Here is a 24,477-nt window from a genome sequence, read left to right as displayed (position 1 = left end):
ATGGGCAACAGGTGATTTCTGCCTCCGATGACAACACCCTGAAAGTCTGGAATCTGGCAACAGGGGAGGAACAATTCACCCTCAAAGGTCATAGTTCCTATGTAAAAGCCGTCGCCGTCACCCCCAATGGGCAACAGGTGATTTCTGCCTCCCTTGACAAGACCCTGAAAGTCTGGAATCTGGCAACAGGGGAGGTGATTGCCACCTTCGCAGGGGAAGGTTCTATTAATTGCTGTCCAGTTGCACCAGACGGCATGACAATTGTGGCAGGAGATTCTTCAGGTAGGATGCATTTTTTGCGCCTTGAAGGGATGAGAGAGGAATCAGGGGAGAAGTAATTTTACCTGCCAAAGATTTCATTGACGGTAATATTCACATTGGGGAAGGCTTTAATTGATAAACTTTGACCGCTAGCGAACTTTTGCATAAGCTGATATCTTGCGGCTGTTGGTTGTTGATAAACTTCCACAATTTGCTCGTTAATATCTACTAACCAGACTTCAATAGTTATCTCTAGTGTTGCCTCATTTTTTAATGATTCTCCAAAATTATGAACTCACCACCCAAACCACCCACTGCAATCAATTCCAGAGGACATCCAACGGAGTTTGAGCAAATAATTCAAGAAAAAAGCCTAAACTTTGTCGGTCGTGAATTTGTCTTCACGGCTATTAACAACTTTCTCGACCGCCATCGCCACGGTTACTTCACTATCATTGGCGCACCCGGTAGCGGTAAAAGTGCCATCCTCGCCAAATATGTGACAAACAATCCTCAAGTTATTTATTACAATGCCGAACTTGAGGGTAAAAATCGTGCTGACGAATTTCTCATAAATATCTGCACGCAACTCATTAATCAATACTCGCTTAATTACACTTATCTCCCTGATAACGTCACAGAGGGAAGTTGGTTTTTCTCTAGTCTTCTCCAGCAAATCAGCGATGAGTTAGAACCTCATCAAAAACTGATAATTGCCATTGATGGGTTGAATTGCATTGACCGTAATAGTCAACCACCTAGTACAAATCTGTTTTATCTCCCCCGCTATCTCCCGGATAAAGTCTATTTCCTCCTCACTCGTAGACCTTTCTTGCGCGAGAAGTCGGGTTTATTAATTGAAACGCCGTCGCAAAGTCTTGATTTAACAGATTATCCAGAACAAAATCGGCGGGATATTCAAGCGTATATTCAAAATTACCTAACCCCCCTAACCCCCCTTCCCTACGAGGGAAGGGGGGGACAAGATTACTCCCCTCCCCTACAAGGGGAGGGGTTGGGGGAGAGGTCAAATCTTAAATCTTGGTTGAGTAATCACCAGATTAATGAGGAAGAATTCTGCGATCGCCTCACCACTTTGAGCGAAAATAATTTTATGTATCTCAGTCAGATAATAAGTGCGATACCTTCGGTAAGCTTCTCTACGAGACGCTCCGCGAACGCTAACGCAGAAAATTTCTACCCAGAACCTTTTCACTACAATCAACTCCCGCCTGGTTTAGAAGCATATTATCAGCAGCATTTACACAAAATGTTTCCACTCGAACAAGACACGGAACATAGCACAGATGTGTTAAATGTCTTAACACAGCAGCAAAAAGCAATATCAGTGGAAGCTTTGGCGCAGACTACACTTCAACAAAGCTCAGTGACCACCGCAGCGATCGCACAAATCATTGATACTGATGAGTATGAAGTTGAAGAAGTGTTAGAAAATTGGCTAGAGTTCTTACAGCAACAAAAAATCGCCTCAGAAACCCATTACAGTCTCTATCATTCCAGCTTTCGAGACTGGCTAGGTAAACAGCAAATAAAACCTTCTGAAAAATATCCACGGACATGATATACAGCAGAATTCAAGAGTCAGAATTCAGGAGTCAGAATGAGCTACGCTGCGCTAACAGAAGTAAAACAAGCTTTGTACGTTCAAACTAGCTTGTGTACTTCATCAACTAGAAATCTGCTGTAAGTCTTCATCTACAGACGGCTAAGTAGTGCAGGTACATTAATCGCTAAAAGTAAACAGTCACTTACCAACTGGTTTGTCAAAAAAGTTGATACAAGTAGTTGTTTTGTAATGCAGTGTACTACAATAGTAATGAGTTAAATTAAAAAGACTTGTTCGCCAGTACAGTGGAAATAAAATTACCATTTGCACGCAATTAGTTGATATTACGAGAACAAATTTTCAAAACTTCTTACTTAACACAAAATAACTTACATTAACGCTGCATAACTGATAAATATGGTTTTTGACTATTTTAGAAGCAACGAAGGCACTCCTACAAATAATACTCGGCAAAGCTTAATTGCTTGCGGTTGGCGACCGTTTAATCGAGAATTAGATTGGGGTTTTTTGTGGGAACTGTTGTACAGTGACTCCCGCGAATTAAGTCAAAAAAGTTTGAATCTAGCGAGTAATGTTGCCGATGTTTTAGGACGAAACAATTATGCTTGGTGGGCTAATTTATTAAGTGTTGTGTCTGATAATACCCGTTACGAAGTTGAAAAGTTTTGGAATTACATCACACCAGATCCTCAATCACCAGATCATCGCTACAAAGATGTTTTGAGTACGGAAACGCCCATCGTCCAATTTGTCAGTCGTAGTAATATTCCTATTGATTATGTTCTTAATCGACTGCAAGAAATTACTGTAATGCGAGTTTTAGGAGTATTGGGTAATCCCGATATTATTACCCAGTATCACTCAGAAAGAGATTTTTATTTTCCTATAGATAAATTTGTTAGCTGGGAACGCTTAGACGTTATTAATACTGTTTATGCTTACTGGTCTAAGTATGACATTTGGTTGCAAATCGATCCCTACGATCGCGGGCGACGACAATATAGTTTAATGGCGCAAAATCTCGCGCCACTAATTAACAAAGCGACTTACGACTTAGCAGTGATGCTGAGTGGATATCAAAGTCGTGTAGGCAAAGTTCATAGTCAATTTAACATTCGGACATTTCCCGCAGATATCCAAAACTTTACTGATTCTGTACAGCAAGCGATTTTAAATCAAAACCAGTTAGCTGTTGTTGTACATGGACAACCAGGTACTGGTAAAACAGTCTGGACACAGGCAGTAGCAAAAGAAATTCTTGTACCTTTAGGGTATGTAATTTTTATTTTAGATCATGATGCGATCGCTAATTTTGTCCCACCGACTTACATAGAGCGTATTTGTATCGTTATTAACGAAGCTGATAATCTAGCGCAAAATCGTGCTTCGGAGGTAGCGCAATACAATAACAAAACCGAACACATTCTGAGTTTGCTGGATGGCACTTTGTATCAGAGTGTAATTGATGACTCTGGTATTCAGATGCAGCAACGATTAGTTATCTTGATGACTTGTAATACTACTGAAAGATTAGATCCAGCCATGTTACGTAAAGGTAGGGTGGATTTAATATATGAGTTTACACAACTATTTGTTTGACATCCTCACCGCCGTGAACGCACGGTGATTCTGGAGTAATGAGTAATAAGTAATGAGTAAATACCCATTTTTCATCCATTCATTACTCATTACTCCTTACTCCTTACTCATTACTCATTACTCCTTACTTTAAAGCCGTGCTGGAAACACGGGGTTTTAAACCCATTTTTCTGATAAAATCTACTGTCACCACAGTTTCACCTGTTTTTGCGATACAAGCTGATGCTCTTTGCGCCAAGCTTGGGGAGGTAAACCGTGATGTTGGCGAAACTGGCGGGAGAAATGAGACACATCCTGATAGCCCAATGCTTTCGCTATCTTCTCGACTGTCTCATTATTATTTTGGAGTAAAAAACAAGCTTCTGCCATCCGGCGTTTGACAATCCAGCAGTTTACAGTCTCTCCACTTGTCTCTTTTACTCGGTTAGTTAAGTAAGCCGATGAGTAACCAACAGCAACAGCCACATCACACAAAGTAATTCCTTCATGATAATGGGCTTCGATAAAGTCGAAAACTTCTTTTAATTGCGGAATGTTGGGAAAGATTGACTTAGGAGGAATGTTGACTTCTTCATCAGAGGCGACGGCAACACCGGAAGCGATCGCTGTAATATTATCTGCAAATACTGATTTTGCAGCTTTCTCGAATCGAATATTGCACCAATACTGGAGATTAGCTTGCTTTTCCAAGCGAATAGCGATCGCTCTGAGCAATTCGTCTAGGGTCGAGGGTTTGCTAAGATAGTCATCTGCTCCCAATTCCATAGCTTTGCGAACATCTGCTCTGGTACTACTGCCAGTCAGAAAAATGAAAGGAATAATTGCTGTCAGAGGATCTTGGCGTAGTGTAGTTAAAACGTTATAACCATCCATATCGGGCATCGTGATATCGCAAATCACTAAGTCGGGTATACGCTTTTGTGCTTGGTGGACGCCAGCAAGACCGTTGTCAGCACCTATTGTATCAAAACCTTTAGCCTCAAGACCCTTTAAATAAAGATTGCGAGTAACGTTATCATCTTCAATAACGAGAATTTTCTTTGACGATTCGGACATCATTTTCTATTACAATAAATTTTTGCAGAAGCTAATTACTAGACTCTTTGGTGGTGTATCTAAATAGACTCGTTCCGAGAGTTATGATTGTTAAGTTTTTAATTAACAACTATCTTCATTTCAACACTCATAACTCGGAACAGGTCAACTCTGATTTGATTAATGGCAGCATTACAGTAAACGTAGTGCCGACATCAACTTCACTTTCTACGGAAACTTGACCGTGATGTAAATCCACAAGAGTTTTAAGAATCGATAGCCCTAGTCCAGTTCCAGGTATATGATCGATATTACTACCACGGTAAAATGGTTCAAATATTCGTTGTTGATCTACTACTGAAATACCGATCCCCTTATCTTTGACTTGGAAAATTAATTTTTCATTTTGGCAAGATAGTTCTAAGTTAATTGTCAGATTCGAGGGAGAATACTTAATTGCATTATCAAGCAAGTTCTTCAAAATAGGCTCGAGCAATTTTTTATCTATATAGGCTGTTAGAGTTTTATCTTGACTGACAAAATCAATTGTTTTTTGGCTAACAATCATCTGCATTTGTGCAACTAAATCCTCACAAAACTGAACTAATTCAAGCGGTTTTGGGTCAAAGTTTAATTTTGCTGATTCTGCCTTAGAGAAGAACAAAATATCATCCAACATCAGGCTCAATTGTTCGGTGGCTTTTTGAATGTGATCGAGTAATGGTTGGATTTTCTTCTGCGTACGTTTGTCTACTTCTTCTTTAAGTAAACTATTAGAAAATGAGACAATATTTAGTGGAGTTCGGAATTGATGGCAAACCATAGAAAGAAAACGCGCTCTAAGTTCGCTAAGTTGTTTGGCTTGTTCTAAAGCTTGGTTAAGACCTAATTCTGCATATTTGTAATCGGTAATATCGATACCTGCAACTAGTTCGACTGACTTTCCTCCAAAATCCAGCCCTCCATCAAGCTTGGCAACTGCACAAGCTAGCCAACGCTCCGTGCCGTTTTTTGTTAAAATATTCATCTCTTGGTATTCAAAGTTAGCGGCTTCATCCGGGTTACGTACTTGCCTGCGTTTTTTGCTCTTAATCAGTCGGCGAAGATCGAAACCCGTTAGCAGTTCCTCTTTTGTATAGCCAGTGAGTTGTTCTACTGCCGGATTTACATAGCAAAGCCGTTTACCTTGAATCAGAAAAGTGCTGGCATCTGTCGTTTCTGCTAAAGTCCGAAATCTAGTTGCGTTCAGTCGTAATGCTTCTTCAGTCTGTTTTGATTCAGTAATGTCCCAAATACTCCACACTCTCCCAATAATTTTACCCTCAAGTAATTGAGGTTTAGAATAGTGTGCAAAAACTCTTCCATCTTTTAACTCTAGAATGTCGTAGCTCTCGAAATCAGATTGGCTAGATACTTCCCAAATCAGCCGACTAAAGGCTTGTGGATCTTTAAGTTGGTTCTCAAAAAATGCTTTGCATCGAGGACATTTCTTAGATAGTATTAGAGACTCTGGGATCTGCCACATATCCACAAATTTCTCATTCAAGCTTAGAATATCTCCCTCAAAGTTAACTGCAACAATACCAATGGCAGTAGACTCAAGAGTAGAACGAAGTAAAGAAAGAGATGTTTCTAGTTCTACTTCTTTTGCCTTGACTTGAGAAAATTCTTGTTGCAAATTATCTTTGGCATCTCTTAATTCATCAGTCCACTTTTGCACGCTCAATTCTACTATTTCATCAGTTTTCTCGCGAGCAAAAGCACAGCCAAATTCCATATCTTGGTGTTTTACATAGTTCATGGATATTTCTACCAGAAATATCCGACCTTTTTTTGTCCGATAGCGAGATTTAAAGGTAAGGGAACCCTGCGAGCTAATATCTGACCAATTGTGCAGAGCAAAATCTACATCTATATCATGCAGCCTCATAGACAGTAATTCCTCACGGGAATACTCAGTCATCAGACAAGTGGCATCGTTGACGTAAAGAAACTGCGCGTTTGCTCCTAAACAGAAGGCCGCATCTACAGCGTGATTTATTAGAAAGTGAGCAAACTTCATCTCTATTTCTGGTTGTAGTGCCCATTGATTGTTCGATCTAGCTAATGTATATTCGCCAGAATTCATATTCATACTTTCTCCTGGTAATCAATTAGCACTATGCCCATTAATGAGTGAAGAGTCATAACTTCCTAAAATCTTTGGTATACTGTTCGCTCGGCTGTTAAAAACTAAAATTAGTTAATCTATAAAAAATATTATTAACTAAATTAACAAAACTTATTGTACCAGCAACCTCTGAATTATTAAACCAAATTTTCCTAAAAAAGCTAAAGATGAAAAAAAATATTATTGACTTCAACAAATTTTTATCAAAATCTAAAATTTAGACAAATAAAATCTAGATTAGTCGATATATCTTATTAGATAAGAGTTGAAAGCTCTTAATCTATAAGTAGAGAAGATATTTTATATCTAAACTAGCCCTGCACCAGAATTACCAGAATTAATTAATAGATATCTGGTGAAATTAATTATGCTTATTAATTAACTCTTGTAGAGATGTAGCACTGCTACATCTCTACAAGAGTTCACCAACCTAAAATCCCTGGATTTCCACTGGGGAAAGGTTAAAGAATAAGAATTTTTCTCCTTTAAGCTTTTCCTTACCAAGAACTTTGGCGAACTACTCGTATAGAGTCGTTTGATTTTCAACATAAATGAATTTGCAGTAGTCGGTCTGGATTAAACGAATAAACTTCAACTCATCAACTTATTTTCTTAATTTATCTTAACCCACCTTCTCAGAAATTTAACTATAGAAGAATATGCTTAGTCATCTGTCGCAAGAAATACATTTATATTGACAATATACGCAACCATTAAATACTATATTGTATATTTTTTGTCAAATATAAAGTCTGTAGCCGTATATTAGTTATGTAATGCTGATTTATGTATTATCAAAAACACTTTTTTTAAAAATATTTATATCCTGAATGCTTTGTCATCTCTCAAATGAAATATAAAAAATTAAAAAATAATGTCTTTATCGTTACAAATAATTGACTTAAAGAGTTTTTGGTGACAATATAAAGACCGCTAAATCGCCTCATGCTTAAATTCAGATAAAAAGTTGTGTAAGTTATAAAGCAAAAGAATTGACAACTAAATCAAAAGATTTCCTATTGCAAATTTGGTAATGTGCCGCTTCTGCGATTGCAGAATATCAATCTTTCAGGTGACTAAGTTGCAAATGTCACAATCACGAAAAAAGCGAAAGAATTGACACATACGTCAAAATATTTTTCATTGCAAATTAGTTTTTTATTGTAGCGGACAAGAAACTCACCAAGCGTTTATTAATTAGATCGGTGCTATTAAAGCTAGCTATATGAAGTTTTCTAAAGATTCTGAGACACGCTTAACTTCGGGTTAATTGCTAGTTTATATATCTTTACACCATTTAGTTTTTCCCCGCTAATCTACTTAAATACTGTAGTCACCACCATAGAAGCGAAAAATTTGACACCTCCATCAAAAGATTTTTGATTGCACCACAGTCTTTATCTCCTTTATTCTGACCGTATGAAGCACAGCCTCAACTGTTGTATGCTTTTGGTCAAAATTTTTTGGTACTGCGCTCACAAGCATCAATCAGCAGCAATCAACCATTTCTACTATTGTCCAAGCTAGGTCATAGCTGTAGTAAACAACAGAGTTGTTTGTATTAAATACTTTTAGCGCTGTGATTGTAAACTAAAAAGCCTTTGTGTAACTTTCTAAAATTACGTGAAACCAATGAGTCAAAACTATACTGGTTCAAATCCTCTCATCACCACTGAGCCATACAAGGAACTTCCAGAGAACAGATATGTAGAATCTGTGTCTGACTCCCGCCAGCTTGATGAATCGGAGAATAATGGGGGAATTCAGCCTTTTTTAAACGATGAAATAGCTCCAACACTCTCAGTTGCCGATGCGATCGCTCAAATGTTGGAAAATTTGGGAGTAAACTACGCTTTTGGTGTCGCTGGTGGTGCAATGGCCAGCCTTTGGGGTGCGCTATCCAATAGCAGTATAGAGGTGTTAAACTTCCGCCATGAAGCCGGAGCAGCATTTGCCGCCACCGAAGCTTACTTTGCGAATAATCGCCCCACTGTAGTTTTTACCACAGCAGGGCCGGGGATCACTAACGCCCTCACCGGATTATTTGCGGCTCGTGGTGAAGGTGCAAAGGTGATTTTACTGTCAGCTTGCACCTCAGCACCGCAGCGTGGACGTTGGGCAATTCAAGAAACCAGCACTTATACATTGCCAAGTGGGGGAATTTTTACCTCAGGAGCGTTATTCAACTATGCGATTACGATTGAATCTGCGGCCCAATTACCGCAGATTTTTCGTAAATTGGCTTTGGCTATGGCGCAACCAGGCGGATTTGTCGCTCATTTGAGTATTCCTACTGCTGTGCAAACAAGTTTGGTTGAGGATATAGCCTTGCCTCAACTAGATATTTCTCCGTTTCCGATGACTGCTTCCAAAGAAGCGATCGCTAAATCTGTAGAGTTATTATCATCTGGCCCCTTTGCTATCTGGGTTGGTTTCGGTGCGCGTGACGCAGCAGAGGAAATTATTGAACTCGCTGAAAAAACTGGAGCAGCCGTTATGTGTTCGCCCCGTGGTAAAGGTATTTTTCCTGAAGATCATCCCCAGTTTGTGGGTGTCACAGGTTTAGGCGGTCATACTTCCGTCTTAACTTATATGGAAGAACAACCTCCACTACGCACACTCGTATTAGGAACCCGTCTTGGCGAACCGACTTCCTTCTGGAGTTCGGCACTAGTTCCAAAAGGAGGTTTTGTCCATGTTGATATTGACCCAGAAGTGCCAGGTGTAGCCTATCCCCACGTTGAAACTTTCGGAGTTCGCTCTGATATCAAAGCTTTTGTGGAAGAGTTATTGCAGCAATTGCCGGATGCTCCTGATTCCACAACTTTGTCACTACCTCGTCCAGAACGCAAAGCAATTGAACCTGCACCAGAGGTAGATTATCCAGTGCGGCCAGAAGTATTGATGGCAGCAATTCAAAAGATCGTTGTTGAAGATACCGATGCGATAGTCATGGCGGAGTGTGGTAACTCATTTACTTGGTCAACTCATCTACTCCAATTTTCCGAAGCCAATCGTTACCGAGTCAGCACCGGAGTCGGAGCAATGGGCCACGCCGTCACCGGAGTATTGGGTGCAGCACTGGCAAGCAAAAGCAAGGCTGTAGGGATTGTCGGCGATGGAGCAATGCTGATGAATAACGAAATCAGCACAGCCGTAAAATACAAAATTCCGGCAATCTGGATTGTACTCAACGATGCGCGTTACAACATGTGCCATCAAGGCATGAAAATCTTGGGATTAAAGGGCGCAGATGCAACAATACCACCGACGAACTTTGCCATGATCGCTCGTGGGATGGGAGCAGAAGCGATCGTCGTCGTCAGAGAGTCGGATATTGAAGCCGCATTAGAACAAGCGATCGCATCAACCGTTCCCTTTCTCATTGATGTAGTGATTGATGCCGATCGCCCAGCACCTTCTGGTGGACGTAATAAGAGTTTGGCAGCACAAGGAGTTAAATCAAGTGCCGCTAAAAATGCAGTCAAGCAAGTTTCATTTCCAATGGTTTGATTTTAAAAGCTGGCAATCTTATTCGATTGTTATAGACATTACTCTCTTCCGGCTCGAAGATTTTTTTAACGAACCACAATCGCGCAGCGTCTCGTTAGAGAAGGACGCAAAGGAAGAGAGTAAGACACGGGAGCATCCCAATGCAAAAATCTTTTACAGCTTTCTTACCTTTGCGTTCTCTGCGCCCTTTGCGGTTCGTTTCCTCATTCTCTTATTCCAGCGAATAACTACACTCACGAAACTGGAATTTTAAATGTTTTTTTGAACACAAAAGTCTCTCTTAATTCATCCAATCTTAATCTTCCAGAGGGTTTTTGTATCTATACATTTACATTTTGTAATGTTCATTACTTTCTCTAAGCAATCCCAAACAATATCGAGAGATCAAGATGCTGCTATTTGAAACTGTTAGAGAAATGGGTCACGAACAAGTTCTATTTTGTCATGGTAAAAATCCCGAAATTAAGGCAATTATTGCCATCCATGACACTAGCTTGGGGCCAGCGATGGGAGCTACAAGACTCATGCCTTATATTAACGAAGAAGCTGCTTTAAAAGATGCACTTCGTCTGAGTCGTGGAATGACATATAAAGCTGCCTGTGCCAACATTCCGGCTGGTGGAGGCAAAGCAGTCATTATCGCTAATCCTGAAAATAAGACAGACGATCTGTTGAGAGCTTATGGACGTTTTGTTGATAGCTTGAATGGGCGTTTTATTACCGGACAAGATGTCAATATTACCCCTGACGATGTGCGGACAATTAGTCAAGAAACGAAATATGTTGTTGGGGTGTCAGAAAAATCTGGCGGGCCTGCTCCCATAACATCACTAGGAGTTTTTCTTGGAATTAAAGCTGCTGTAGAATCTCGTTGGCAGAGCAAAAGACTTGATGGCATGAAAGTTGCAGTTCAAGGCTTAGGGAATGTTGGTAAAAATCTCTGTCGTCACTTACATGAGCATGATGTCCAGCTTTTTGTGAGCGATGTAGATCCAGTAAAAGCGGAAGAGGTGAAACGTCTTTTTGGTGCAACTGTTGTAGAACCAACCGAAATTTACTCACTTGATGTAGATATATTCGCTCCTTGTGCTTTAGGAGGAATTCTGAATAGTCATACAATTCCTTTTTTGCAAGCTTCGATTATTGCTGGTGCAGCTAATAATCAATTAGAGAATGAGCAACTACATAGTCAAATGCTTGCTAAAAAAGGGATTCTTTATAGTCCAGATTATGTAATTAATGCTGGAGGACTAATCAATGTTTACAACGAAATGATTGGTTATGACGAAGAAAAAGCTTTCAAGCAAGTGCATAACATTTATGACACGCTATCAGCAATTTTTGAAATTGCGAAAGAACAAGGAGTTACTACTAACGATGCTGCTAGACGATTAGCAGAAGACCGGATCGACAATAGTAAGCGAAGCAAAACTACAGCGATCGCAGCTTAATTATTATTATCTTCAGGAGTGAACAATGGAAAAAAATACCTTTGCTACATCAGCATATATTGCTACTTCACCAGAAAGCGCCTTTGACTACCTTTGTAGTTTAAAGAATTTAGATGAATGGACGCTTTATAGCCGGATGAAAGAGCAAATTGACGAAGATACCTGGCTGGGAACTGCGTCTGGTTATCACAAAAATCTTTACTATCATGTTAAAAAATTAGAAAATCCCCTTTTCTATGGCATTGAGTGGCACTGTGGATTAGAGTATCAGAAATATTTTCAGGTTTACCCTGTTTTGCTGTTTCCCACCGACTACATCGAGCCGGGAACAGATGAAAAAGGTGTATATTTTCACTGGTTGAGCTTTGTCGATCCCAAACGACAGACTCAGATGATTATGCAGGGAATTCATACAGTACATACTTCTGAATGTCGTTCTCTCAAAGGTAATTTGGAACGCAAAGCTGGCCTGACCGCAGCAGCTAAAGGAAGCCACTTTATCGATACAGACACCATTTATGTTGATGCCCCAATTGAAATCGGCATTGAATACTTAAAAGACTTAAAAAATGTAGATGAGTGGGCGCATTTGCTACGACCAAATGGTGAGATCGCTGCTGAATCAGGTGAATTCAAAGATGAATATGACCAAAAAGTAAAAGTGTCTGTGCGAGTTCACTCGTTGAGTAAATACTACTTACTTGAACAAGAACATTTTTATCCAGATTACGAATATTATCAACGTTCTGTAGCATTACTCATCCCAACCGCTTATGCTTTCGCCGATCCCGAAGCTTCTGGTTTCATTCTGCATCGAATCACATTCTGGAAAACAGATGGAACTGTAACCCACGGCAAACTTCAGATTGAAGACTTTGGCGCTGAAAGTATGAACATCAAACGTTTACTCGAAGCCAAAGCTGGCAATCTCAAATCATTTGATCGAGGAATGAGCTATCTGCCAAAAATTCAAGAACCCCTAGTTACCAACTAAAACCTTAGCGCTCCTCTGCGCTTCCCTTAGCGTCCCTTTGCGTTTCCCTCAATTCCACAAGATTACCTGTATTGCAACACATGAAACAGAAACAATTTACTATTACTATCCTCACCTTTTGTGTTGCCACTTTTTCGGGAATGAAAGCTGCCTCAGCTGCATCCTTTTCAGTAATCGCCGACGGTCTATATAATGCCGGAGGACTAAGCTTTAGTCCTGATGGTAATCTCTATGTTACAGAGGCGGGAATCGGGGGAAGTGGCGGTTGTGTTCCACCAGCAAGCGGTCAAGGTGACTCTTTATGCTATGGCACAAGTGGGGCAGTTACCAAAATTGAGAATGGTAAAACCGAACGCATACTTACAGGACTACCTTCTATAGCATTACCAGATGGTACTGGAGCCGGTGGCCCTCGTGATATCCAATTTGATACTACAGGTAAACCTTATGTTCTGATTGGGTATGGGGCGAATCCAGCCTTTCGCGATCGCAATTTAGGTTACACTGACCTCGGTAAAATCATTGCTCCCGACTTTAAGACCAATTCCTGGACGAGTGTTGCTGATATAGCTAACTATGAACTCGCCAATAATCCCGATGGTGGTGATGTCGGTAGCAATCCCTTGGGTTTTATCATAGATGGCAAGAAGTTAGTTGCAGTTGATGCAGGTGCAAACGACTTACTCAGCGTCAATACTGGCGGCAGTAATTTGCAAGCTATTACTACCTTCCCCGAAGACATCTTGACGAATCCCGTCTTTCCACCTTCTGATACCCCATCCAATGAACCGGCGCAAGTGCCATCTCAAGGGGAAGAGGTGCGATCGCAGTTTGCAACTCAACCAGTACCTTCAGGGGTGGCAAAAGGCCCTGATGGTGCTTATTACATCAGCCAATTTACTGGTTTTCCCTTCCCAGAAGGTGGGGCAAAAATCTATCGAGTCGGTGCTGATGGTACATCAGTCTTCGCCGATGGTTTCACCCAACTCACCGACTTGGAATTCGATCCTGTCGGCAATTTATATGCTTTGCAGTACGCCAATCAGTCAGCTTGGAAGGGTGATTTTGATGGTTCTGTAATCAAAATAGCTCCCAATGGTACACGCACAACTCTGCTGAGTGGCAATGGATTGGAGTCGCCTAGCGCCCTGACTATTGGTGCTGATGGTGCAGTATATGTCACCAACCGAAGCGATCGCCCTGGTCAAGGACAAGTTCTCAGAATTGAAAATATCAAATCTGTTCCTGAACCTGATTCTAATTTAGGCATATTAGCGATCGCGGCCTTGGGCGTTGCTTGGTTGCACAAGAAAAGAATCCCCCAACCATCCCATAAATGAATTGTGACGCTCAAGTAAAGAGTTTCAAACCAATTCTGCGTTCCTCAAAGACTGGGATTCATTGTCTTCAAAACTATGAAGTTTTCCACTTATTTAATTCTCAATCTTTAAAGGTATGAAACTCAAATCATTTACTCTTACACTTTTGACTGTTTGTATTGCTGCCGTATCTGCACCAAAAGCAGCCGAAGCCGCCAGCCTAACGGTAGTTGCCGATGGTCTTAGTAATCCACGCGGAATCGGCTTTGATTCTAGTGGGAATCTTTTTGTGACAGAGAGTGGTTCTGGCGGCGATGGCAAAGACGGAAGATGTATTGCATCACCTAGCGCCGGGTATATTCCTTTATGTGCTGGTCAGAATGGCTCCCTGCTCAAAATTGCAAAGGATGGTACAAAAACAAATATAATTTCCAATCTGACTTCTTTAGCGTTATCCCCCTCTGGAGAACAAGCAGCTGGCCCTGCTGACATCAAATTTGATTCTCTAGGTAACGCTTATCTGTTGACCGGTCTTGCAGGAGATCCGACTAACCGCGATACCGTTTTAAAATCGCCTGACCTCGGTAAATTATACAAAGTAGACTTAAACACTGGTGGGTTGACAACTCTTGCGGATTTTGGAGCTTATGAAACTGCATATAATCCTGATGGTACAGATATAATTTCTAACCCCTATGCTTTGGCAATTAAAGGTGAGACTGGTTACGTAGTTGATGGGGGTGGAAACAGCATATATTCTGTAGGACTCGATGGTAGTGGTATTAAGAACGTAGCTGGAATCCCTCAGAAACTGATAGATAGAAATAAACTTGAATTCCCCGATCTTGGTCCGAGTGTAGATCCATCTGCGCTACCAATAACCCAGCAATCAGTACCGACTGGAATTGCGATCGCTCCAGATGGCAGTTTAACAGTCAGCGAATACACTTATTTTCCTTATCCAGAGAAAGAAGCACGTATTTTTAGCGTTGACCCCAATACCTTGCAATCAAAAGTCATCGAAGATGGCTTTACACAACTGACTGGCGTAGCTTATGACCCTAAGGGCAATTTGTACGCTTTGCAACACATCAATAGTTCAGAATGGAAGGAAATTCAACAGGGCGGTATTATCACTGGTGATATTAGTGGTTCTTTGATCAAGATAGCCACCGATGGAACTCGTGAAACGATTTGGAGTGGTGATGGACTAGAAGCCGCTTCTGGCATCACTTATGGCCCTGATGGTAATTTATATATCGCCAACCGATCCAGACTGGCAGGAACAGGACAAGTTATCAAGATCGATCCGAGAGTTACCAAAGTCCCCGAACCCACCTCTGCAATCGGTCTGCTCGCTGCTAGTGCTTTGGGTGCAACTTCAATGCTAAAGCGCAAACGCAGTAAAGAATTAGCCAAAGTAGAGACTGTCTAATTGCTGGTAGAGCTTACAGAATAGGCTGCTGCCTCAGAGAGAAAGTTGCATTTCCAACAAGAGGCAGCAGCCCAAATTTTAGATTTCCCAAACTGGGACTGGGAACGAAATTAGTCTAGGAACGAGTATACCTCATAGAACCAAGGCTTAAAACTTATGGGATTAGTCAAAAATTTGTCAATCGGCATTCTCGGTACTGGATTCATGGTGTTGGCAACAGCAGCCCAAGCCAAGGCTGTAACATTAACTTACGACAGAAGTATTGGTAGCCCCGGCTTTGGCCCTGGAGAACTCTTTGTCCCTCAAGGGATAGCGGTGGATAGCCAAGGGAATACCCTCATATCCAACGGACGCGGTGTTAACCCGGATGGTACTCCTAACTACAACCTCGGTAACAAAATTGAAAAATTTAGTCCAAGCGGTCAGTATATTGGAGCAATTGGCTCCGGCGGCACAGGGGCCGGACAGTTTGACGAGCCAACAACTGTAGATTTTAATCCCGTAACAGGGGATTTGTATGCAGGTGATGTTTACAACAACCGCATCAATCAATTCGATTCTCAGGGTAACTTTATTAGATCCTTTGCAAATGGAGAATTTACCGGTCTCATACCAGGTAGGTTTTTCTTTGGGCCATCTGGTGTGACATTTGACAAAGCTGGTAACGTTTACGCAGGTGATTTTAACGGTGAAAGAATCCTTAAATTCACACCTGACGGAAAGCAAATTGGTGTCATTGGTGGCACTGTAGGCACTGCACCTGGGCAATTCCAAGGTGTAGCAGGTGTAAGAATTTCCCCAGCTAGTGGAAATATCTTTGTAGCTGACCAGTATAACAACCGCGTTCAAGTACTCGATCCAAATGGTAAGCCTCTGTTGGCATTTGGTTCAGCAGGTAGCGAACCTGGACAGCTTCTTCAGCCAATTGGCATCGAAGTGGACGACCAAGAGAATGTTTATGTAGCTGATTCTATCAACAGCCGCGTACAGGTATTTGATAAAAACGGTAACTTCTTGACTTCTTACGGTAAACCAGCCCTAGATGGATCGGGCAACCTAGTCCCGCCTCCAGGATTAACTGACCCCCCATTTGGCAATCCCCTCGACCTCACACCAGGCAGATTTAACTGGACGGGTGGTACAACCCTCAAAGATGGCAAGCTTTATGTGGGCGATTTCTTCCAAGGTCGCGTTCAAGTCTTAAACGTAGAAGGTAGAAGGCAAGTGCCGGAACCTAGCTCAGAATTGGGTTTAGGATTGCTTGCCCTTGGAGCTGCTACCGTCACATTGCGGAAACGCGGACAACAAAAGCCAGTCTTCAGTTTAGAAAAGGAACTGCAAAAACAGTGCTGAGTTCTGATGCTTGAGTAACAGTTTTGTAGGGTGCGTTAGCCAAAAGCATAATCCCGGATTTCTCACCACACCTCTTAAAGCCTGTGCAAGTGCCGGGGAGAAGTAATAAGTAATGAGTAAGAAGTAAGAAGTTTTTACTCATTACTCATTACTCATTACTCATTACTCATTACTCATTACTCATTACTCATTACTCATTACTCATTACTCATTACTTCTCTTCTACTCCATCAAACGCCTTGAGCTTGTGAGAAATGCGGGATAATTTCGGTGCATTAGGCTTCGCGGTAACACACTCTACCAAAGTTTTTACGGAACCTTCAGGTTATTAAATCTGGAACTAGGGAGATTAAAACTGGATAACACAATAAAGCCAACATTATCAAGGTGCTTTCAAGTTCATGCACATTCTGATTTATTCATATAACTATCATCCAGAACCAATTGGTATTGCACCTTTGATGACTGAACTAGCAGAAGGGCTGGCGAAGCGAGGGCATCAAGTGCGGGTAATTACAGGTATGCCTAACTATCCTCAGCGCCAGATTTACGATGGGTATCGAGGTAAGTTATACGTTACTGAACAAAAAAATGGTGTCACCATTCAGCGTAGTTACCTGCGGATTAAGTCTAAACCTAACCTTGTAGACAGACTACTGCTAGAGTTGAGCTTTATTTTTACAAGTTTGCCACAAGCTCTTAAGGGTAAGCGACCTGATTTAATTCTCTCAACAGTGCCGCCGCTACTAGTTTGCTTACCTGCCACCTTAATAGGTTGGTTATACAATTGCCCAGTAGTACTAAACGTGCAAGATATACTCCCAGAAGCTGCCGTGCGTGTTGGGCTAATTAAAAATAAGTTGATGATTTTCGCTCTGGAAGCTTTAGAGAAATTTGCCTATCGAACTGCACATACTATTAGCGTAATTGCCGATGGCTTTGTAGATAATTTAATAAATAAAGATGTACCTGCTAATAAAATTGCCTGCATTCCAAATTGGGTGAATCTAAATTTTATCCGCCCTTTAGCAAAAGAGAATAACTCTTGGAGAGCTAGCCATCAACTCGATAATAAATTTGTTGTGCTTTATTCAGGAAATATTGCTCTAACGCAAGGTTTGGAGACAGTCATAGAAGCAGCCGTTCGCTTGCGTCATCTAAAAGAAATTGTCTTTGTCATTGCCGGCGAATCCCAAGCTCTCGAAAGGTTGCAAAAACATTGTCTTGCTTGTGGTGCAGATAACGTTTTGCTGCTGCCATTGCAACCACGAGAAGAATTACCGCAAATGTTAGCCGCCGCTGATGTCGGGTTGATTGTGCAAAAGGGCAATGTGATTTCCTTCAATATGCCTTCTAAAATACCACTATTGTTAGCCAGTGGTCGCCCAATTGTAGGTTCAGTTCCCGCAGTTGGGACTGCTGCGAAAGCTATCAAAGAAAGTGGCGGCGGCATTATCGTTGAGCCAGAATCAGCAGATGCTTTGGCAAGTGCGATATTAGATTTATATAATCAGCCAGAATTAGCAGCGAAATTAGGGTGTGAAGGAAGAAAGTTTGCGGTAGAAAATTATTCTTTTGAGCAAGCGCTAGATCGGTATGAAGAGTTATTTACTGATGCGATCGCCAAACGGGCGACAACTTTGGATATCTTGCCCGAATTGAGTTCTCAGGAATCACTTGTTGATATTTGAAAATTGGGGCCAGGAAAAATGCCTTTAAAATCCTCTTATTCAGATCGGCTGAAAAAAACTGACCAGAGGTTGATCGCCTTATTGAGCGATCGCATATCATTATTAGCAGCATCAGAACCACCTTCTTTAGATGAGCAACTGGCTGATGTCGCTCCCCTACTCGCTCAAGCTGGTATTCCTGAGTCTGTTTGGGCAGGTGTGCTAAATAGTTGTCATACTACTCTGATTCCTAAATATGCAACAAATCATGTCACTCCCCGAGAAATTACCATCATCGGTGGATGCGGCAGGATGGGAAAATTATTTAAAGAGCAACTTTCGCTAGCAGGTAATAATGTTAGCGTCCTTGAATCTGATGATTGGGAATATGCAGATCAACTATTAAGTCAGGCAGAATTAGTTTTAGTCAGCGTTCCTATTGAACATACAGTTGATGTTATCAAGCGGGCAGCAAAATACCTTGCTCCCAATACCGCTTTGTGTGACATTACGAGTATTAAAACACAGCCAAATCAAGCAATGCTCGAACACCATTCTGGGCCAGTCATGGGTTTACACCCAATGTTTGGGCCAAATGTAAAATCGTTTTTTGGACAAAAAGTGGTGGTGTGTCCGGGTCGAAACGATGATTCATTTCAATGGTTTTTAGACTTGATTAAAAGTCAAGGTGGAGAGTTAATTGTTTGTACGCCTGAAGAACACGATCGCATGATGGTGTTCGTTCAAGCAACGCAACATTTCTGTAGATTTAGTCTTGGTGTTTTCTTAGCCCAAGCAAAAATTGATATACAACAGACTTTAAACATGTCAACTTCTAACTACCGTCAAGAAATTGACATAGTTAAACGTTTGTTTTCTCAAAACCCTCACTTATGTGTGGATATTATGCTAGCTACAGAAGAAAGATGTGATGCAATTAGCTTTTTAGCTGATACTTACAGTCGTTTGGCAAAACTAGTAGCGATGAAAGATAGAGACGCATTAATTCAAGAATTTGAAAAGGCTCAAAGCTTTTTTGAAGAGAAAATTAATCCTTTTATCCAGCCTTTAAATCCAATGGCTATCCAACGAGATTTTCAACCCAAGATCCACACAAATATTAGTATTTAAAGAGCAAACTTATGGTAGTTGACATCAAGCAAAAAAGTAGATTAATTAATCAACGTGTTTCAGTTACTTTTAACTACGAGGTTTACTTCACCCAAAATCTATTTGATTTGAAAAATCCCACCTTAGCCCAAGTGGTTGCTGCGGATGAAGAGGCAAAACCGAAGAAAATAGTTGCAGCGATAGACGCAGGAATATTAAAGTATCAACCGGAATTAGTGAAGCAATTAGTCGCGTATACCAAGTTTTATGCAGAGGTACTAGCGATCGCAGCTGAACCAATGATAATTTCGGGAGGAGAGGCTGCCAAAAACGATCGCACTTTAGTAGAGCAAATCCAGCAACAAATTGAAGCAAGTGGATTATGTCGCCATTCTTATGTGTTAGCGATCGGGGGCGGGGCGGTATTGGATTTGGTAGGATATGCAGCCGCAACTGCTCACCGGGGAATTCGTCTCATTCGGGTTCCAACAACGGTGTTAGGGCAAAATGATTCTGGGGTTGGTGTAAAAAACGGCATCAATGCCTTTGGGAAAAAGAACTTTCTCGGCACATTTGCACCACCTTATGCAGTTATAAATGACTCTGCCTTTTTGACAACTCTAGACGATCGCGATTGGCGTTCTGGAATCGCAGAAGCAGTGAAAGTGGCGCTGATTAAGGATGCTAGCTTTTTTGATTTTATCCACTCTCACACCGCAGCTTTGAGGCGGCGAGATATGGATACTATGCAACAGGTTATCTATCGTTGCGCCCAGTTGCATTTAGAACATATTGCCAATGGCGGCGATCCTTTTGAGATGGGTTCGTCTCGTCCCCTGGATTTTGGACATTGGGCGGCTCATAAACTGGAGCATTTGACAAATTATCGCTTGCGTCATGGCGAAGCAGTTGCGATCGGTATTGCTTTGGATAGCACTTATTCTTATTTGGCAGGATTGCTGGATTGTTCGGAGTGGCAACGAATATTAAATACTTTATCAGCGTTGGGTTTTACGTTGTATGTGCCAGAACTGGCTGATAAATTATCACAATTGGAAGATCCTAATTGTTTGTTTCGGGGTTTGACTGAATTCCGCGAACATTTGGGGGGAGAGTTGACTTTGACGCTGTTGAAAGGGATTGGAAAAAGAATTGAGGTTCATGAGGTGGATTTGTTTTTGTATCGGCAAGCAATATCGCTGTTGGGGGATGTGAGGGGGGAATTTTAAACGCAAAGGAACGCTGAGGGAAGCGCGGAGTAACGCAGAGGTTTTATGAGACGATTTACTACTTTTGGGGGAGGCGGTTTTTTTTAATAGTGTTGTTGGTAAATGTACTAGAAAAGCAGTATAAAAAGCGAATAAATTGACACCCAATCGAAAAATTATTCAATGTCTTATCTGCTTGATATCTAGTATTCTTAAGGAAGAAGCAAAAAGTTTTTGATTACATCTTTTAAAAAGAATATGTTGACTTAGATTGATAGAAAATTATCTAAGTCTGTTCTAGGTTTGAAAATAACTACTAATAATGATTAATGGTTGCTGCTTAATGGTTGACTAACAAATATTCTAGAGAAATTACTCATGGTTTTTGATTCACGTTCTTATAATACTCTTGGTGGTGTCAGTGTTTCTCGCGCAATCACTGAAGTTAAGATGGACACTGCTCTCGATGATATTCTGTTCCATTTAAATTCTCAGCGCGGAGGGTTGTTAAGGAGTAGCTACGAATATCCTGGCAGATACAAAAGATGGGCAATCGGATTTGTCAATCCACCGCTAGAGCTGACTACACAGGGTAATGCTTTCACTTTGATAGCGTTGAATGAACGCGGTAAAGTACTTTTGCCATTCCTCTTAGAGCGTCTATCTCAGTCAGAGCAACTTGAGAATGTCACCCAAGAAAATAGTATTGTTATAGGCTTTATTAAAGCTTCGGAAAAATTATTTACTGAAGAAGAACGTAGTAAACAGCCTTCATCATTTACCGTTGTTAGAGAAATCTTATATACTTTCTCTAGTCAAGAAGACGAGCATTTAGGCTTGTATGGTGCGTTTGGTTATGACTTAGTTTTTCAGTTTGAACCAATTACCCAACATCTAGAACGTCCTAAAGATCAGCGCGATTTGGTGCTTTATTTACCAGATGAATTGATTGTTGTTGACTACTATCAACAACGTGCATTTCGTCTACAATATGATTTTAAAACAGCGCACGGCAATACAAAGAATCTTCCGAGAACTGGTGAGTCTGTAGATTATCGCGGCAAACATCTTCTACCGAATCAAACTGCTGACCATAAAGTAGGCGAATATGCGAAAAAAGTTGAGGTTGCACTCGATTATTTCCGTAGAGGTGATTTATTTGAAGTTGTTCCTAGTCAAAACTATTTTGAAGACTATGAAGACGAACCCAGCAAACTATTTAACACCTTAAAGGAAATAAATCCTAGTCCTTATGGATTTATTTTTAATTTAGGTGGCGAATATCTGATTGGTGCATCTCCAGAAATGTTTGTACGGGTTGAAGGTAGAAGGGTAGAAACTTGTCCCATTAGTGGCACTATTAGCCGGGGACAAGATGCTCTTGACGATGCGGTGCAAATTCGTCAGTTACTCAACTCTCACAAAGATGAAGCTGAGTTGACCATGTGTACTGATGTCGATCGCAATGACAAATCCCGAATCTGCGAACCTGGTTCAGTACGAGTTATTGGCCGTCGCCAGATTGAATTATACAGCCACCTGATACATACAGTAGATCATGTTGAAGCGACACTGCGATCGCAATTCGATGCTTTAGATGCCTTTCTTTCGCATACATGGGCAGTTACAGTCACCGGCGCACCCAAAAAAGCCGCAATAGATTTTATTGAACGGCACGAAAAGAGCGCCCGACGTTGGTATGGCGGAGCAGTCGGCTATTTAAATTTCAACGGGAATTTAAATACTGGCTTAATTCTGCGGACAATTCGATTAAAAGATTGCATCGCCGAAGTGCGAGTCGGTGCTACTGTCCTTTATGACTCCATACCCCAAGCAGAAGAACAAGAAACAATTACCAAAGCTGCTGCTTTATTTGAAACGATTCGCCGTGTAAAGCAAACGAGTCAGAAAATTGATGAGTCCGGTTCTCTAAAATTAAGTAAACAGATTCCAGGTGTAAATTCTGGCAAACGTATCTTATTAATAGACTACGAAGACTCATTTGTTCATACCCTAGCCAATTACATTCGCCAAACTGGTGCAAGCGTCACCACGTTGCGTCATGGTTTCTCGGAATCGTTATTCGATACAGAACGCCCTGACTTAGTTGTATTATCTCCTGGCCCTGGTAGACCAAGTGATTTTAGGGTTTCTGAGACTGTCGGCGCCCTTCTGCATCGCCAAATTCCTATTTTCGGAGTTTGTCTGGGATTGCAAGGCATCGTTGAAGCTTTTGATGGCGAATTGGGAGTTCTCAACTATCCTCAACATGGTAAATCTTCACGGATTTTCGTCACCGATTCCAATTCTGTCACCTTCAACAACTTACCGGAATCCTTTGCAGTCGGTAGATATCACTCATTGTTTGCCCTACCGCAACGTTTACCAAAAGAACTCAAAGTAACAGCGATTTCTGACGACGACGTAATTATGGGCATTGAACATCAAACACTTCCCATCGCCGCCGTTCAGTTTCATCCAGAATCAATCATGACTTTAGGCGGAGAAGTCGGTCTGAAAATAATTAAAAATGTGGTGCGTGCATATACGCAAACTGTAGAATCATTGGTTATTGGGCATAGGGTATAAGAGGCAGAGGGGCAGAGGGGCAAAGGTGCAGAGGGGAAAAACTTACTGCCACTTCTCCCCTGCTCCCCTGCTCCCCCGCTCCCCTGCTCCCCTGCTCCCCTGCTCCCCTGCTCCCCTGCTAACAGATTATGACTAATCAAGTTGCCACTTCCCGCCATATTCTTGAAGAAATTGTGTCGCATAAAAGGCAAGAAGTTGCACAAATGCAGCAAGAACTGCCTTTACCCTCCTTGCGACAACAGTTAAATACAGCCCCGACTGTGCGAAATTTCTTGACTGCTTTGCAAGAAAACCCCAACCAACCGAGCTTAATTGCTGAAGTAAAAAAGGCATCACCTAGCCGTGGGATTATCCGCGCAGATTTTGACCCAGTTGCTGTTGCTCAAGCTTATGAACGAGGCGGTGCAGCTTGTCTATCAGTCTTGACTGACGAAAAGTTCTTTCAAGGCGGTTTTGATAATCTGCGAAAAGTGCGTCAACAAGTTGCATTACCTTTACTGTGTAAGGAGTTTATCATTGACCGCTATCAAATTTATTTAGCACGGACAGCAGGTGCAGATGCAGTATTGTTGATTGCAGCTATTCTATCAGATCGAGAACTCCAAGACTTTTTGCGAGTAATTCACGATTTGCGTATGATTGCACTGGTAGAAGTCCATACCTTAGCTGAACTAGATCGAGTGCTAAAGCTTGATAACCTAAGTTTAGTAGGAATCAACAATCGCAATTTAGAAGACTTTACTCTTGATTTAGGAACAACACAGCAACTTTTAGCAGAGCGTCAACAACAATTACAAAGCTTAGATATCACCGTCGTCAGCGAGTCTGGGCTGTATACACCAGCTGATTTATCTCTTGTTGCTGAGGCTGGTGCGCGTGCGGTTTTGATTGGCGAGTCTTTAGTTAAACAAAACGATGTAGAACAAGCTGTGCGTAAGATTTTAAGTGCTGAGTGCTGAGGTAAACCTAAAAAATGAAGCTTTAATACTCATTAATGGAGATAAAAGACTCATTAATGGAGATAAAAGACTCATTAATGGAGTTCAAAGACTCATTAATGGAGATAAAAGACTCATTAATGGAGTTCAAAGACTCATTAATGGAGTTCAAAGACTCATTAATGGAGTTCAAAGACTCATTAATGGAGTTCAAAGACTCATTAATGGAGTTCAAAGACTCATT

16 protein-coding genes and 2 pseudogenes are annotated in these 24,477 nt (G+C 41.3%); 15 read left to right on the top strand and 3 right to left on the bottom strand.

Going from position 1 to position 24,477, the window contains the following annotated elements; all coding sequences use genetic code 11:
- Positions 1–338, top strand: a 338-nt coding sequence (locus V7K84_RS03460) for a WD40 repeat domain-containing protein (RefSeq protein WP_442940921.1), incomplete at its 5' end; no start/stop codon positions are given.
- Between the two features lie 2 nt (positions 339–340).
- Here V7K84_RS03460 and V7K84_RS03455 read toward each other — a convergent pair.
- Positions 341–505: pseudogene (locus tag V7K84_RS03455) on the bottom strand (Uma2 family endonuclease); the annotation flags it as partial.
- Positions 506–550: 45 nt separating this feature from the next.
- On the opposite strand from V7K84_RS03455, the gene V7K84_RS03450 reads away from it, so the two are divergent.
- Positions 551–1,843: an ATP-binding protein gene (locus V7K84_RS03450; protein WP_334836413.1), complete on the top strand. Its 1,293-nt coding sequence runs from the start codon at positions 551–553 to the stop codon at positions 1,841–1,843.
- Between the two features lie 402 nt (positions 1,844–2,245).
- Entirely contained in the window at positions 2,246–3,448 is a 1,203-nt protein-coding gene (locus tag V7K84_RS03445) for an AAA family ATPase (RefSeq protein ID WP_334836411.1), read from the top strand.
- A 186-nt stretch (positions 3,449–3,634) separates the two neighbouring features.
- On the opposite strand, the gene V7K84_RS03440 is transcribed toward V7K84_RS03445, so the two are convergent.
- On the bottom strand, positions 3,635–4,507 hold the full coding sequence (locus V7K84_RS03440; RefSeq protein ID WP_334836409.1) for a response regulator transcription factor: 873 nt from the start codon (positions 4,505–4,507) through the stop codon (positions 3,635–3,637).
- A gap of 124 nt (positions 4,508–4,631) precedes the next feature.
- Complete coding sequence (locus V7K84_RS03435) at positions 4,632–6,611, bottom strand: scytonemin biosynthesis sensor histidine kinase (RefSeq protein ID WP_334836415.1); 1,980 nt, start codon at positions 6,609–6,611, stop codon at positions 4,632–4,634.
- Between the two features lie 1,674 nt (positions 6,612–8,285).
- Between V7K84_RS03435 and scyA the strand changes: the two genes are divergently transcribed.
- The 12 genes and pseudogenes from scyA to V7K84_RS03375 all read left to right on the top strand — a co-directional run.
- Positions 8,286–10,166, top strand: a complete 1,881-nt coding sequence (gene scyA, locus V7K84_RS03430) for a scytonemin biosynthesis protein ScyA (protein WP_334836407.1) — start codon at positions 8,286–8,288, stop codon at positions 10,164–10,166.
- Between the two features lie 389 nt (positions 10,167–10,555).
- Complete coding sequence (scyB, locus tag V7K84_RS03425; protein WP_334836405.1) at positions 10,556–11,617, top strand: tryptophan dehydrogenase ScyB; 1,062 nt, start codon at positions 10,556–10,558, stop codon at positions 11,615–11,617.
- A 25-nt stretch (positions 11,618–11,642) separates the two neighbouring features.
- Positions 11,643–12,611 (top strand): scytonemin biosynthesis cyclase/decarboxylase ScyC, encoded by a 969-nt coding sequence (gene scyC, locus V7K84_RS03420; protein ID WP_334836403.1) that lies wholly within the window; start codon positions 11,643–11,645, stop codon positions 12,609–12,611.
- Between the two features lie 80 nt (positions 12,612–12,691).
- Entirely contained in the window at positions 12,692–13,951 is a 1,260-nt protein-coding gene (locus V7K84_RS03415; protein WP_334836401.1) for a ScyD/ScyE family protein, read from the top strand.
- Between the two features lie 115 nt (positions 13,952–14,066).
- Positions 14,067–15,365 (top strand): ScyD/ScyE family protein, encoded by a 1,299-nt coding sequence (locus V7K84_RS03410; protein ID WP_334836398.1) that lies wholly within the window; start codon positions 14,067–14,069, stop codon positions 15,363–15,365.
- Positions 15,366–15,521: 156 nt separating this feature from the next.
- Positions 15,522–16,718, top strand: a complete 1,197-nt coding sequence (scyF, locus tag V7K84_RS03405; protein WP_334836395.1) for a scytonemin biosynthesis PEP-CTERM protein ScyF — start codon at positions 15,522–15,524, stop codon at positions 16,716–16,718.
- A 401-nt stretch (positions 16,719–17,119) separates the two neighbouring features.
- On the top strand, positions 17,120–18,409 hold the full coding sequence (locus tag V7K84_RS03400) for a glycosyltransferase family 4 protein (protein WP_334836394.1): 1,290 nt from the start codon (positions 17,120–17,122) through the stop codon (positions 18,407–18,409).
- Between the two features lie 18 nt (positions 18,410–18,427).
- Entirely contained in the window at positions 18,428–19,519 is a 1,092-nt protein-coding gene (gene tyrA, locus V7K84_RS03395; protein WP_334836392.1) for a bifunctional chorismate mutase/prephenate dehydrogenase, read from the top strand.
- An 11-nt stretch (positions 19,520–19,530) separates the two neighbouring features.
- Positions 19,531–20,727, top strand: a complete 1,197-nt coding sequence (locus V7K84_RS03390) for a 3-dehydroquinate synthase (protein ID WP_334836390.1) — start codon at positions 19,531–19,533, stop codon at positions 20,725–20,727.
- Between the two features lie 357 nt (positions 20,728–21,084).
- Positions 21,085–23,295, top strand: coding sequence for an anthranilate synthase (locus tag V7K84_RS03385; protein ID WP_334836388.1), 2,211 nt, complete (start codon positions 21,085–21,087; stop codon positions 23,293–23,295).
- A gap of 128 nt (positions 23,296–23,423) precedes the next feature.
- Positions 23,424–24,254, top strand: coding sequence for an indole-3-glycerol phosphate synthase TrpC (gene trpC, locus V7K84_RS03380; protein WP_334836386.1), 831 nt, complete (start codon positions 23,424–23,426; stop codon positions 24,252–24,254).
- A pseudogene (locus V7K84_RS03375) lies at positions 24,241–24,477 on the top strand (hypothetical protein); the annotation flags it as partial. The gene trpC and the pseudogene V7K84_RS03375, both read left to right, overlap by 14 nt.

The sequence above is a fragment of the Nostoc sp. genome (assembly GCF_036917315.1).
GTDB lineage: Bacteria > Cyanobacteriota > Cyanobacteriia > Cyanobacteriales > Nostocaceae > Nostoc.
Note: the sequence above shows the minus strand (reverse complement) of the source record. Positions and strands in the feature narration are given on the sequence as shown.

Coding starts and splice junctions, on each gene's coding strand:
- V7K84_RS03450 (WP_334836413.1), top strand. CDS start 551: ATGAACTCACCACCCAAACCACCCACTGCAATCAATTCCAGAGGACAT.
- V7K84_RS03445 (WP_334836411.1), top strand. CDS start 2,246: ATGGTTTTTGACTATTTTAGAAGCAACGAAGGCACTCCTACAAATAAT.
- V7K84_RS03440 (WP_334836409.1), bottom strand. CDS start 4,507: ATGATGTCCGAATCGTCAAAGAAAATTCTCGTTATTGAAGATGATAAC.
- V7K84_RS03435 (WP_334836415.1), bottom strand. CDS start 6,611: ATGAATTCTGGCGAATATACATTAGCTAGATCGAACAATCAATGGGCA.
- scyA (WP_334836407.1), top strand. CDS start 8,286: ATGAGTCAAAACTATACTGGTTCAAATCCTCTCATCACCACTGAGCCA.
- scyB (WP_334836405.1), top strand. CDS start 10,556: ATGCTGCTATTTGAAACTGTTAGAGAAATGGGTCACGAACAAGTTCTA.
- scyC (WP_334836403.1), top strand. CDS start 11,643: ATGGAAAAAAATACCTTTGCTACATCAGCATATATTGCTACTTCACCA.
- V7K84_RS03415 (WP_334836401.1), top strand. CDS start 12,692: ATGAAACAGAAACAATTTACTATTACTATCCTCACCTTTTGTGTTGCC.
- V7K84_RS03410 (WP_334836398.1), top strand. CDS start 14,067: ATGAAACTCAAATCATTTACTCTTACACTTTTGACTGTTTGTATTGCT.
- scyF (WP_334836395.1), top strand. CDS start 15,522: ATGGGATTAGTCAAAAATTTGTCAATCGGCATTCTCGGTACTGGATTC.
- V7K84_RS03400 (WP_334836394.1), top strand. CDS start 17,120: ATGCACATTCTGATTTATTCATATAACTATCATCCAGAACCAATTGGT.
- tyrA (WP_334836392.1), top strand. CDS start 18,428: ATGCCTTTAAAATCCTCTTATTCAGATCGGCTGAAAAAAACTGACCAG.
- V7K84_RS03390 (WP_334836390.1), top strand. CDS start 19,531: ATGGTAGTTGACATCAAGCAAAAAAGTAGATTAATTAATCAACGTGTT.
- V7K84_RS03385 (WP_334836388.1), top strand. CDS start 21,085: ATGGTTTTTGATTCACGTTCTTATAATACTCTTGGTGGTGTCAGTGTT.
- trpC (WP_334836386.1), top strand. CDS start 23,424: ATGACTAATCAAGTTGCCACTTCCCGCCATATTCTTGAAGAAATTGTG.